Annotated in this window: 10 protein-coding genes; 8 read left to right on the forward strand and 2 right to left on the reverse strand. The window is 37.4% G+C overall.

Going from position 1 to position 13,920, the window contains the following annotated elements; genetic code table 11:
* The first annotated feature begins 19 nt into the window (after nucleotides 1-19).
* The 8 genes from O0236_RS01035 (at nucleotide 20) to xylB (ending at nucleotide 12,163) form a co-directional block, all read left to right on the forward strand.
* Nucleotides 20-1,177, forward strand: coding sequence for an ROK family transcriptional regulator (locus O0236_RS01035; protein WP_268912325.1), 1,158 nt, complete (start codon nucleotides 20-22; stop codon nucleotides 1,175-1,177).
* 22 nt (nucleotides 1,178-1,199) lie between these two features.
* Nucleotides 1,200-3,416: a beta-glucosidase gene (locus O0236_RS01040; protein ID WP_268912326.1), complete on the forward strand. Its 2,217-nt coding sequence runs from the start codon at nucleotides 1,200-1,202 to the stop codon at nucleotides 3,414-3,416.
* 198 nt (nucleotides 3,417-3,614) lie between these two features.
* On the forward strand, nucleotides 3,615-4,775 hold the full coding sequence (locus O0236_RS01045) for an ROK family transcriptional regulator (RefSeq protein ID WP_268912327.1): 1,161 nt from the start codon (nucleotides 3,615-3,617) through the stop codon (nucleotides 4,773-4,775).
* 51 nt (nucleotides 4,776-4,826) lie between these two features.
* The gene (locus tag O0236_RS01050) at nucleotides 4,827-5,732 is read left to right on the forward strand and encodes a helix-turn-helix domain-containing protein (RefSeq protein ID WP_268912328.1); all 906 of its coding nucleotides are present in this window, start codon (nucleotides 4,827-4,829) and stop codon (nucleotides 5,730-5,732) included.
* 228 nt (nucleotides 5,733-5,960) lie between these two features.
* Nucleotides 5,961-7,439, forward strand: a complete 1,479-nt coding sequence (locus tag O0236_RS01055; RefSeq protein ID WP_268912329.1) for an MFS transporter — start codon at nucleotides 5,961-5,963, stop codon at nucleotides 7,437-7,439.
* A gap of 23 nt (nucleotides 7,440-7,462) precedes the next feature.
* Nucleotides 7,463-9,082, forward strand: a complete 1,620-nt coding sequence (locus O0236_RS01060) for a glycoside hydrolase family 43 protein (protein ID WP_268912330.1) — start codon at nucleotides 7,463-7,465, stop codon at nucleotides 9,080-9,082.
* Between the two features lie 154 nt (nucleotides 9,083-9,236).
* The gene (xylA, locus tag O0236_RS01065) at nucleotides 9,237-10,571 is read left to right on the forward strand and encodes a xylose isomerase (protein WP_268912331.1); all 1,335 of its coding nucleotides are present in this window, start codon (nucleotides 9,237-9,239) and stop codon (nucleotides 10,569-10,571) included.
* Nucleotides 10,572-10,654: 83 nt separating this feature from the next.
* Complete coding sequence (xylB, locus tag O0236_RS01070) at nucleotides 10,655-12,163, forward strand: xylulokinase (protein WP_268912332.1); 1,509 nt, start codon at nucleotides 10,655-10,657, stop codon at nucleotides 12,161-12,163.
* A 48-nt stretch (nucleotides 12,164-12,211) separates the two neighbouring features.
* Here xylB and O0236_RS01075 read toward each other — a convergent pair whose 3' ends face one another.
* Together O0236_RS01075 and O0236_RS01080 are read right to left on the reverse strand one after the other, a co-directional pair.
* Entirely contained in the window at nucleotides 12,212-12,868 is a 657-nt protein-coding gene (locus O0236_RS01075; protein WP_268912333.1) for an amino acid ABC transporter permease, read from the reverse strand.
* Between the two features lie 15 nt (nucleotides 12,869-12,883).
* Complete coding sequence (locus O0236_RS01080) at nucleotides 12,884-13,723, reverse strand: transporter substrate-binding domain-containing protein (protein WP_268912334.1); 840 nt, start codon at nucleotides 13,721-13,723, stop codon at nucleotides 12,884-12,886.
* Between the last annotated feature and the right edge of the window lie 197 nt (nucleotides 13,724-13,920).

A 13,920-nucleotide genomic window follows, 5' to 3' on the forward strand; every position in this document is an offset into this window, starting at 1 on the left:
AAAAGTGAGAATTTGAAAATTGATTATCAATAAAGATGTTATGCGCAGCCGAAATGAACAGTCGGTGCTTCAAACAATTATAAATAATGGGCCGATTTCCAGAAATGAAATTTCTAAGTTGTTAGGTCTTAATAAAATGTCTGTTTCTGAAATTGTTGGAGCATTTATTGATAAGAAAATTGTTACTAGTTTGGGAGAGGACCAAACAACTTCTACTAGCGGTCGTAAGCCGGAAATCGTTGCGTTTAATTCTTCATATGGATATGTAATTAACTTTAGTATTTCAGGCAATAGTTTAGAGATGTTAGTTACTAAGCTGGATGGTAGAACGCTAGAACATAGTCTTCAAAAAATAACCGGGTTTTCTATCTCAGACATTGTTGAACTGATGAAAAATCAAATAGATCAATTACCAAAGTTAAACACTGAGAATGGTTTACTAGCAATTTCAATTGCAATTTTTGGTGTGGTATACAACGAAAAAATAATTTCATCACCGTTTATTAATTTTGAAGGATTTGATATTGCAGGATACTTTAAAAATGAGTATGATGTTCCGGTTATTTTGGAAAATGAAGCCAATCTATCCGCGATTTTTGAGCAGGATTTTAGTAAGCAAGAGTTACAAAATATTATTTCCATCAGTATTCATGAGGGTATTGGTGCTGGAATCATTTTGAATACTCAGCTATACACTGGTAATTATGGTCAGGCTGGAGAAATTGGCCGAATAATCGTTAGAAATTCGGACAAGAATGATTCTAATTTATCTTCTTTACCAACGTTTGATCAGGAATGGTCTCACGATGCCATTATTTCTAAGGCACAGCAATTAAAGAATGATTTCAATTATGATTTAGATGACCTAGTTACTGATTTTAATAATCATGATTCACAAATTTCTAAATTAATTGATGATTTTTGTTATCAATTAACGATTGTCACGATTGATTTAATTGCCTCTTTTGATCCACAAATGATATTTTTTAATTCTCAACTAGTTGAAAGAATTCCAGAAATTTTAAAAATTGTGCAAATGAAGTTGTCATTTGTTCCATTGGTTCCACCGCTGGTTATGTCAAAAAATGTTAGTTTAGCTACTCTTTTAGGTGGAGCCTCAATGGCAATTCATCGAGCATTGGATATGGAAAAAGTCAGATTGATTTTTCATCATTAATGTTTGAAGTGAGGAGCTTTGTATGGAATTAGATAATAGTTTGATTGATAAATTAACGCTTAAAGAGAAAGCTGCGTTGGTTTCGGGAAAAGATTTTTGGTACACTGCAAAAATTGACCATTCGGATTTACCAGTGATCATGATGACTGACGGACCGTCAGGACTACGGAAACAAGTTGATAATCCTGAAGGGCTGAGTCTAAATGACAGTGTTCAAGCGGTTTGTTTTCCAGCTTCAGCTTTAACGGCTTGCTCATTTAACCGTCAAAAGTTGAACATGCTTGGTCATCAACTCGGATTAGCCGCCAAAGCAGAGGGGATATCGGTACTTTTAGGGCCGGGTATTAACCTAAAGCGCAGTCCATTGGCAGGACGTAATTTTGAATATTTTTCAGAGGATCCATATCTTGCCGGCGAGTTAGCCGCAGCCTACGTTAAAGGAGTTCAAAAAGAACATGTTGGGGTAAGTGTGAAGCATTTCGCTGCTAATAATCGAGAGAATCAAAGATTTACTGTATCTTCCAACATTGATGAACGAACTTTAAGAGAAATATACCTTTCAGCATTTGAAAAGGTTGTTAAGAAAGCGGAACCCGCTACGCTTATGTCTTCGTATAACTCAATCAACGGCACTCCGAGTTCGCAAAACAAATGGCTTTTGACAGACATTTTACGTAATGAATGGAATTTTAAAGGTTTGGTAATGTCTGATTGGGGTGCGGTCTCTGATCATGCAACTGCTATCAAAGCTGGCTTAGATTTAGAGATGCCTGGTAAAGGCGAAGAGTCTGTGCAAGAAATTATTGATGCAGTTCAGAATGGCAACTTGTCAGAACAAGACTTGAATAAGTCAGTTAGTCGTGTCATAAAAATGGTTGAAGATTGGCACCTTAGTGGTAATGAAACAAAGTTTTATGACATGGATAAGCAGCATGAATTTGCTAGAGAATTAGCAGCTGACAGTTTTGTTCTATTGAAAAATAATCAGTCAGTTTTGCCAATTAAACCAAATGATAAGATTGCAATTGTCGGGCAATTAGCCGCTAACCCTAGATATCAAGGTAGTGGCAGTTCACATGTAAATCCATATCATTTGGTTACTCCATTGGATAGAATCAATCAGGTCAGGACTGATGCTGTTTTTGAACCAGGATATTCTTTGGATGATGATAATATTGATTCTGAAGAGATTGGTAAAGCCGTTGGAATTAGTAAAAATGTTGATAAAGTGATTGTGTTTGCTGGGTATCCAGAAAGAATGGAATCTGAGGGATTTGATAAAGATAACATTGATTTACCAGCCAATCAGAACAAATTGATTCAAGAAATTAGTAAAGTTAACAAGAATGTCATCGTCGTTCTGCAGAATGGTTCTGTAGTTAACATGCCATGGGCAGATAACGTCGCCGCCATTTTGGAAACATATTTGGCTGGAGAAGCTGTTGGAGAAGCTACGTGGGATGTGCTTAGTGGTTCAGTTAATCCATCGGGTCGATTAGCTGAAACATTTCCTGTTAAGCTGGAAGATAATCCAAGCTTCTTATCCTTTGGAAGTGATTTGGAGAACGAAAATTACCGAGAAGGATTATTTATTGGATATCGGTACTACGACAAAAAGAAAATGCCCGTACGATTCCCATTTGGTTTTGGGTTAAGCTATACTACATTCGATTATGAACAATTACGAACTGGTGTTAGAGAAGATGATGTTCAAGTTGAATTGTTAGTGAAAAATACGGGTAAGTATGCAGGAAGTCAAAGTATACAAGTATATGTTGGCAATTTGACCAGTATGGTTGAAAAGCCAGTAAAAACCTTAGCTGGTTTTGACAAAATACATCTCGAACCTGGAGAAGAAAAGTCAGTCACCATTACACTTGATAAGCGAGCTTTTAGTTGGTACGACACCAGTCATAAAAGATGGCAAAGTGACAATGGCCACTATAAAATTTTTATTGGTGAAAGTTCCCTAGATATTAAACAACAAACTACAGTAAATATTCGTTGGAACGATGAAGACTTTGAACCAGTTAATAGTGGTACGTACATTAGTGAACTGATGAAGAGACCTAATTTTGATTCATCGATGAATAGTCTGGGACTACAAAAAATTCTTGCAGGAATTTCAGACGATGGTCCAACAGCAAAGATGTTTAAAAATATGCCACTTAGAGCTGCTACTACAATGGGAGTAACTCCAGAGCAAATTAAAGAATTGATCAATAAGCTAAATGAATAGGGTTGTTGATTGTATCAAAAAGAGAGAATTTCAAATGATAGTTTTGATTAATTATCAATTGAATACTCTCTTTTTTTATCCCTAAGGGCGTGTACTATGGTAAATTGTTATTATCGTTTAAGTATAATTATTACTTTATTCATTAAATAATAAGGTGTTATATTTATTAAAATCTTTAACGCAGCGAGGAAAAGGAAAATGATCGATTTAAAAGAGTTAGACGTGTTGAATCGTGACACACCCAAACGAATTTTACGACAATTAATTAATGATAAGGTGACTACAAGAGCGCAAATTGCCAGAGATTTAAAACTAAATAAGTCAACGGTTTCAAGCGTCTATGATGATTTAAAAGATCTTGGAATCATTACCGAAGTTGGTGAAGGTGAGGCTTCAAAAGTAGGGGGTCGAAAGCCCACTAACATCAAATTGAACAGTCAATTTGGCTATACAATTAGTATCGATTTGGCATACCATCGAGTTCATTTTATGGTGAACTATTTGGATACATCGATAATTGCACAAGAGGATTTGGATGTTAAAGATCCAAAAATTGAAGGAATTATTGATATGGTATCCGAACGAATTGAACACTACCAACGTGTTACTTCGTCAATTAATGGTCTTTTAGGAATTGGTATTTCCATCCACGGAATCGTCAGAGACAATTCCGTAAATTATTCGCCATTCCTAGATATGGATAATGTGAATATTCAACAAGTATTTGCACAGAAGTATAACGTGCCAGTTTATTTAGAAAATGAATCTAACTTGACTGGTCTATATGTTAGGGACTTTTTAAACTCAGATAGAGCAAAAAATATGATTGCTATTAGTATTCATAAAGGAATTGGTTCTGGCATTATCATCGATAACAAGTTGTTTCGAGGATATAACGGTGAGGCTGGTGAAATCGGACGTACTCTGACAAAATTACCAACAGGTGGATACACCACGATTGAAAAAATTTGTTCAGAAGATGCAATTATTAATTATGCGCGGGAGAGAATCGGACAAGATGAGGTTAATAATCGACAACAATTGCTTGCTTTATTGGACAAAGAAAATCCAATCGTAATGGAAGCAATCGACCAATTTATTAGTGAAATTTCAATGCTAATTTATAATGCCTCCATGAATTTCGATACCAAGTTTATCTACATTGGATCGCCCCTAATGGAAGAACGACCACAGATATTCCAGTTGATTGTGGAGAAAATTAAGAGTCTTGGAAAAGCTGACATCAAATTGATCCTATTGGATGATGCGGACAAGGCTTGTCTTTTAGGAAGCTGTTCAATGATTACCCATCAAGTGTTAGGATTGGAATCAGCAGACTTAACGTTCAAGAATAAATAGTTTAATTGCAACCGGTAGTTATCTCATGATGAACTTGGGAGGGAGATTACTTTGACACAATTTATTTCTATTCCAGTAATTGAATCTAATATATACATGTTTGGTGGGCATCAACACACTGTTCAAGGCGGGTGGAGTTTCTTTGAACAGAAGCACCAAGCTTTTGAACTAATGTGTGTTATAAGCGGCCATCAAACCACTGAATTTAAGAATGCCAACTCCATAACTTATGGACCTGGGGACGTGGTAATTATTTCTCCTGGCACAGTTCATCTTAATCGTAACGCCAGTGCAACGGATGAAATGACCTATATTTGTTTCCACTTTGATTTCGATAGTCTTAGATTAAAATCCAGATTGATCGGTTATCTAGCTAACCGTGTTCTTACAAGTGACACACTAACTGCTCAAAAGTCGGAACAAGTTGCGAAAAAAATTGTTAGTCTAAGTGTTTCTGAAACATTGAGTGCAGAAGCAATTAAATTAGAGATTCAAATTGCTGTTTTACAATTTATGGCGTATTTAGAAGAAAGCCTAGATAATGACAATGGACATATAGAATCTCATTTTACTGATCAAGAAGCGAAAACTAGTCAGGAAATTGCGACCATCATTCAAAAAATGGTTGAGCAGATTGGTGATAGAACCTTTACTTTTCACGATGTTTGTAATGAAATCGGAATCAGTAAGGGATATGGTTATCGAACATTTAAAAAAGTATACGGTGTTACGCCACTGCACTATATTGAAGATCAAAAGTATCAGAAGGCTAAAATGCTATTGGGTTATTATAATTATTCAATTGAAGATGTGGCAGATAAGTTAGGGGCAGCTGACCTATCTGTTTTTAGCAAGCAATTTAAAAAATGGGCAGGAATTACACCGTCACAATATCGTAAGCAAATCACTAAGAAAAGAACGGTTAAGTCCAGTAAAGAAACTGGTTATTTCGAGTAGAAAATTAATCAAAAATTTCACTAAGGTCACAAATTGACAAAAAATGGGTACAAAGGTGTATATTAATGCCAATTGAAAGCGTATACAATAATTAATCGTAGGAACCCTTTGGAAGCCAATAGGGAATCTTATCATCTTTCTGCAGGAGATGTTTTACTTTTGTTAGTTGGTTAAATTCACCAACTAAATTGTCGGAAGCTATAGGATTATTGGAAAGGGGTCATCAGTATGGATGACAAAGTAAATGCTACTACGGATAACCATGTAGCGAAAAATGAATTTGCTAAATTATCAATGAAAGAAAAAATCAGTTATGGAGCAGGGGATTTAGCCCAAAACTTGATTTTCGGTACCGTTGGTTCGATGCTGTTGTTTTATTTAACTACAGTGTTTGGAATCTCGGCAGCTGTTGGAGCAACGATTTTCTTAGTTGTTAGATGGATTAATGTCTTCTGGGATCCATGGGTTGGTGCAGTGGTTGATCGTAGCCATTTCAAGAGAGGTAAATATCGCCCATTTATTTTATACTTCGGAATACCTCTGACAGTTTGTGCCGCATTACTATTCTTCCCAATCGGTGCAGTTCGGGGAAGCGTGGTTTATGCATTTATTTCATATTTGGCAACTGCTCTTATCTACTCATTCGTTAACATTCCTTATGGGGCACTTAACGCTTCACTTACGCGGGACAACGATGAGGTTTCAAAACTAACCACAATCAGAATGACTGAAGCAAACATTGGTAACTTAATGGTATATACCTTCTTACCATTATTTGTTCAACTTGCTTCACCTGACAAACAGTTAAAAGACATCGGTTTGTTTGGAGTTAAGTTAAATCTAGGCAATTATGCTTCACCACACGCTGGCGGCGCATATTTCTTAGTAATGTCAATTTACATGTTGATTGGTTTCTTATTACTTTTGGTTACTTACTTTGGAGTAAAGGAACGAGTTTTGCCAACTAAAGAAGAAACTGAGTCAGTTAAGTATTCAGATTTATTTGGTGAAATTAAACGTAACAAGGCTTTACAAGTATTAGGAATGTTTTTCTTGATTGGCTTTACCTTTATGTTCTTTGGTAACACTGTTTGGCCTTTCTATATGCAATACAATGTTGGTCACCCAGAATGGATGGCATCAATTAACTTGATTGGATCAATTCCAGGAATTTTCTTAGTATTCTTATGGCCAATCGTTCGTAAAAAAATTGGTAAAAAACAATTCTTCTATTTATTCTTAGCACTATTTATTGTTGGTCAAATTATTCTATGGGTTTGGCAAATGACAGCATTTAAGAATTCACCATTCCTAGGATACGTTGGTAGATTCTTGCAACAATGGGGAATTACCGCAGCTACTGGATACATGTGGTCACTAGTACCAGAAGTTGTCTCATACGGTGAATACAAATCTAAGAAGCGGGTTGCAGGAATTATTAACGCTATCATGGGTTTGTTCTTTAAGATTGGACTTGCTCTTGGTGGAATTATTCCAGGATACATCAACGCATTCTTTAAATTCGATGGAACTAAAGCAACACAAAGTGGTTCTGCAATGATGGGAATTCAATGGTCCATGATTTGGATTCCAATTGTTTTAGCACTAGTTGCAATGTGGATCATGAGTCGTTATCCATTGAGCGATAAAGATGTTACTGAAATTAACTTAGAAATTGATCAACGTAAGGCCGAAGGCAAAATATAAAATTTAAAAGTGAGGAATATAAAATGAAAATTGTAAATCCCGTTCTTCCAGGATTCAATGCTGATCCAAGCATAATTCGAGTTGATGATACCTACTATATTGCGAATTCAACTTTTGAATGGTTCCCAGGTGTGCGTCTTCATGAATCAAAAGACTTAGTTCATTGGAATCTATTACCATCACCACTGTCAACGACTGAGCTATTAGATATGAAGGGAAACCCTGCTTCAGGTGGTATCTGGGCACCAGACTTGTCATATGCTGACGGTAAATTTTGGTTAGTCTACACAGACGTTAAGGTAACTGAAGGCGCATTTAAGGATATGACCAACTATTTAACCACTGCTGAAAACATTAAGGGACCTTGGAGTAAACCAATCAAGCTAAATGGTGTCGGTTTTGATGCTTCATTATTCCATGACCAAAATGATAAGAAATACTTGATTCAACAAACATGGGATCATCGAGAATATCACCACCCATTTGATGGAATTACTTTAACTGAGTTGAATACAGATACGATGAAGCTAATGCCAGAGACTGCAAGAACAATCTATACTGGGACTAAAGTCAAATTGGTTGAAGGCCCACATCTATATCAAAAAGATGGTCATTACTTCTTGTTCGCCGCACAGGGTGGAACAGTATTCACCCACCAAGAAGTCGTTGCTAGATCAGAGAGCTTAGATGCCAATTCATTTGTTACCGAGCCTGGCGATGTGTTCTTAACTAATTTTGATACTCCAGATCTAGGAATTCAGAAACAAGGACATGGTGCACTGGTAAGCACACCTGGTGGTGAATGGTATTATGCATCATTAAGTGCTCGTCCATGGAATCATGAAAACGAATCTGCATATGATCCACGGGGCTGGAGTACTCTTGGAAGAGAGACATCCATTCAAAAAGTTGAATGGGATGAAGAAGACTGGCCAAGAATTGTTGGTGGCCATGGTGGTCGAGTTGAAGTTGAGGCACCTAAAGATGCCATTGAGACTAAAGCACCAGCAGACCACTCACGTCATGATGAGTTTGACAATGCCGATTTGGATTTAGATTGGAACACCTTGAGAGTTCCATTCTCTGAAAGCATGGGTTCATATGGTGATGGAAAATTAAAATTAATTGGTAAAGGATCACTCGCAAGCAACTTTGACGTATCGATGATTGCAAGTAGATGGCAAGCATTTAACTTTGATGCCGAGACTAAAGTTAAATTCAATCCATTCTCATATCAACAAATGGCCGGATTGACTAACTTTTATAATGATAAGCATTGGTCATGGGTATTCATTACATTTGATGAAAACAAGGGACGAGTTATTGAAGTGGGCGAGAATAATCGGGGAAATTACACATCATACTTAAAAGATGATGCGATTAAGATTCCGGATGGTACTGAGTATGTTTACTTCAGAACGAAAGTTAGAAAGCAGTCATATAGTTATGAATATTCATTTGATGGCAACAACTGGACTGAAATTCCTGTTACGTTAGATGCCGTTGTGTTGTCAGATGATTATGTATTACAAACTTACGGTGGCTTCTTTACTGGCGCATTTGTAGGCTTGGCAGCTGTTGATTACTCCGGATATGAAGAACCAGCAGAATTTGATTATTTCGATTACAAAGAATTAGATTAGTATTTTTAAAAGTCCATGGATGTGGGCTTTTAATTAATTCAAAAAAAGATTATGAAAAGGCTTGCAAAAAATATTGAAAGACATTATAATTTATTTTGTAAGTTGGTTGGATGAACAAACTAATTAAAGCTAAAACAATTTGGAGGCATTTCTTATGAGTTTATGGGATATTAATAAGATTAAATATGAAGGCACAAAAGATTTGAAGTCAGGTGACTTTTTCCAATACTACAACCCTGATGAAATGATTGGTGGTAAAAAAATGCGTGACTGGCTACGTTTCTCTGTAGCATACTGGCACACATTTGACCAAAGATTAGTTGACCCATTCGGTGACGGAACAGCAATTCGTCCTTATGACAAGTACTCTGATCCTATGGATCAAGCCTTAGCTAAGGTAGATTACGCCTTTGAATTTTACGACAAATTAGGTGTTGATTACTTAGCATTCCATGATCGTGACCTTGCTCCTGAAGGCGACACATTACGTGAAACTAACAAAAACTTGGATAAAGTTGTGGATAAGATTGTTGAAAACCAAAAGACAAGTGGTATGAAAGTACTTTGGAACACATCAAACATGTTTACCAATCCTCGATTTGTTGCTGGTGCCGGTACTTCACCATACGCTGACATCTTTGCTTACTCAGCAGCCCAATTAAAGCACAGTCTTGAAATTGGTAAGCGAGTAGGTTCTGAAAACTATGTATTCTGGGGTGGTCGTGAAGGATACGAATCACTATGGAACACTGACATGAAGCTTGAACAAGAACATGCTGCTAAATTATTCCACATGGCTAAAGATTACGCTGATGAAATTGGCTTCGATGCTCAAATGCTTCTTGAACCAAAGCCAAAGGAACCAATGACTCATCAATACGACTTTGATGCAGCTACTACCATTGCCTTCATGAAGGAATATGGCTTGGACAAAGACTTCAAGTTAAACCTTGAAGGTAACCATGCTAACCTTGCTGGACACACTTACCAACACGAAATTCGCGTTGCAAGAGATGCTGGCATGCTAGGATCATTGGATGCTAACCAAGGTGACAAGTTAATTGGTTGGGATATCGATGAATTCCCTTCAGACTTGTATGAAGCCGTTGGTGCAATGTACGAGGTCGTTGAAGCCGGTGGAATTGGACCTCATGGTGGATTGAACTTTGATTCAAAACCACGTCGTTCATCATTCGATGCAAACGATTTGTTCTACAGCCACATTGTTGGTATGGATACTTTCGCTGCCGGATTGAGAGTTGCTAACAAGATGAAAGAAGACGGCGTCTTAGAAAATCTTGTTGCCGACCGTTACAGCTCATACAAGAGTGGTATTGGTGCCGATATCGAAAGTGGTAAAGCTGATATCAAGACACTTGAAGATTACTCATTAGATAAGACTCAAAAGGACTTGCGTGATGCAACTTCTTCTGATCACCTTGAAAGAGTTAAGGACACAATTAACCATTACATCATTGATACACTTTAATTTTAAGTGATTGAAGTAAGTTATAATTTAAAGGGATGGAATTAACCTTCCATTCCTTTTTTTGATAAAGGGAGGCAATCATTATGACACAATGTGTTCTTGGAGTGGACCTGGGTACCAGTTCCGTTAAAGTTTCTGCAGTAACGGCTGATGGTACGATTATCGCTCAAGAAGGGATGGATTTTCCATTACAACAACCAAAACCAGGCTATGCTGAACAAGACCCTGAAGATTGGGTTAGCGCCACAACCGTTTCAATTGTTAAATTAATTCTTGATGATCAAATTAAAGCGGCTGATATTGCTGGAATCAGTTACTCAGGCCAAATGCATGGGTTAGTGCTACTGGACGAAAACAACGAAGTACTTAGACCAGCAATGCTATGGAATGATACTCGATCAACGAAACAATGTGAGGAAATCATGGCTAAGATGGGTGATAGATTCATTGACATTACTCATAACAAACCTCTGGAAGGATTTACTTTGCCTAAATTATTGTGGGTCAAGGAAAACCAGCCAGATATTTTTGCCAAGGCTAAGACAATGTTGTTGCCAAAAGACTATTTACGATTCAGAATGACTGGCAACTTAGCGATGGATTATTCCGATGCTACTGGAACGGTTATGTTGGACGTTGATACACAGAAATGGAGTCAAGAAATTCTTGATGCGTTTGAAATTCCGGCGACACTTTGTCCACCACTAGTTCGCTCGATTGATGAAACAGGGGATATTATGCCGGCTTACGCCGAATATTCTGGCCTCTCAACGGACACGAAAACATTTGGTGGTGGTGCTGATAATGCCTGTGGCGCTGTTGGTGCAGGTATTGACTCACCAGCGAAGGTCCTTTCAAGTATTGGAACTTCTGGTGTGATTTTGAAATACGAACCACAAAAAGAAACTAATTATCGTGGAGTGCTTCAATACGAAGATCATGCCATTCCTGATGCTTTTTATTCAATGGGAGTAACCCTAGCTGCTGGTTTTTCACTAAGTTGGTTCAAGAAAACCTTTGCTAAGGACGAAGCTTTCAATGATGTTGTAGAAAGTGCAGGCGATTCTACCGTTGGTGCTAATGGATTATTATTTGCACCATATATCGTTGGTGAACGTGCACCTTATGCTGATGCGTATATTCGGGGCAGCTTTATCGGGATTGATGGAATTCATCAACGCCACGATTTTGTTCGGGCAGTTCTTGAAGGGATCATTTTCTCATTCAGAGATATTTTAGATATTTACGAAGAGAATGGTGCGAAGTTTGATACTGTTGTTTCAATTGGTGGTGGCGCCAAGAGTCCACTTTGGCAACAGATTCAGGCAGATATTTTTAACGTTAAAGTGGTCTCGTTGAAAAATGAACAGGGACCTGGATTAGGGGCTGCTATGTTAGCTGCTGTTGGTTTAGGATGGTTTGATAATATTCAAGAATGTACTAAAGTGTTTGTTTCATTCAAGGATGTCTTTTTACCCAAACCAGAAAATGTTAGAAAATATCGTCGACTTCATGATATTTATAAGCAAATGTATCCAAGTACCAAACAAATTACGAGTGACTTAATTAAGTATCGAGAAGAAGAATTATAAGCATATATAAAAACCGCAAACCATAACAGTTTGCGGTTTTTGCTTACTTTAGGCTAAATGTCTTTCTAATACTGTTTGGGCAATGGTCAATAACCAACAGAAGAACCAATAGATAACAGCAATCGTGAGATAAATTGTCATGTAGTCTTGATGGGCACCAGCAATGATTTGAGCATCCATGAACATTTCACTGACAGTAATCATCGCTGCCAGAGACGTGCCTTTGAATAGATCAAGTAAAATATTGCCTAATGCGGGAATCGCAATTTTAAAAGCTTGCGGAAAGACGATTTTCGCGATAACTACTCGGTAAGGAAGTCCCAGAGAATAAGCAGCTTCCCATTGACCAGGATCGATTGCCATAAAAGATGATCGAAAAACTTCGGATACAAAGGCACTACTAACGATGCTAAATGAAATAATAGCAGCAGGTAAAGCCGCTGTGTTAAAACCGAAGTAAATCACGAATAGGACAACGATCATTGGCACCCCTCGCATAAAGGAAATGAATCCACGAGCAAGTTGATGTAACAATTTATGCTTACTTAGTTGAGCCAGTGTTAGCATTAAACCTAGCGCCAACGCGAGTGCGAAACTAATGACGGTTAAAACCAATGATATTGGAAGACCAGCTAATATTTTGGGAATCGAATTAAACGCAAGTGGTGCATCAAAAAAATTAGGAATTGAAAAGTACTTTAACATTATGAAGTCACCCGACTATTTGATTACAAAATGTTTGGAAATTTTTGCAGTTGGTTTCTTAGTTACGTCAGCTTTGTAGTACTTCATAGCGATCTTTTTGAGGGTCCCATCTTTTTTCAATTCTTTGAGTGCCTTGTTAACCTGTTTTGCTAATTTGGTGTCACTTTTTTTCATGACGATTCCTGTTCCGGCACCGTCATCACTGGTCGTAAAGAACATGTTGGTCATAATCTTAAGACCATTGTTTGGAACTGCCGAGAGGGCTAATTTTTGAAGATAGTAGTCATTCATAATAAAGTCAGTCCGGCCATTTTTGACGTCCTTTAAGTAAACTGAATTGGCAACGTTGTTGTAATTCACAGTTTTGGCGCCAAGTTGTTTAGCAAGTTTTTGGTAACCAGTTCCGGCTTCGCCAGCGGCTCGCTTACCTTTGATATCCGCCCATGAATGAATTCCTGAATTATCTTTTTTACGAACAACGATACTGTTCCATGAGTGTTTATATGGTGTAGATAGGATAAATTGTTTTTTTCTGGCAGGAGATACTGAAAAGTCATTAGCCGCCATATCGACTTTACCAGTCTTAACTGCAGTTAATTGACCAGCAACGTTCATTTCCTTGAATTCAACCTTACGATTGAGTTTCTTGGCAACGGCTCTGACTATTTCAACATCGAAACCAGTTAGTTTGTTTGTTTTTTCATCGTGAAATGAAGTTGGATACAAAGTTCCAGATGTGGCAACTGTAATTGGTCCCTGACTGGAATTTGATTTTCCACACCCAGTTATCAGAACTAAAAGAATTGCTAATGCGCCGAATAAACCAATAAATGATAATGTGTGTTTGCGTTTCATGAATGGAGCCTCCTTTATTTATTGATTTTAGTATATGCTGATGAAAGCGTTTTAACAAGCGGAGCCTTTATTTTTTAAAAACGCTGATTTGCTGGGCTTCAGAAAACGTCAGAGTTTGTGAAATTTTTAAAGATTACAGTTTGGTTAATTCAGCGCTCTTTCGCCAAATTTAGTTTCCTTTAGCTAGTGATTTTGCT

This window comes from Lentilactobacillus sp. SPB1-3 (genome assembly GCF_026913205.2).
GTDB lineage: Bacteria > Bacillota > Bacilli > Lactobacillales > Lactobacillaceae > Lentilactobacillus > Lentilactobacillus terminaliae.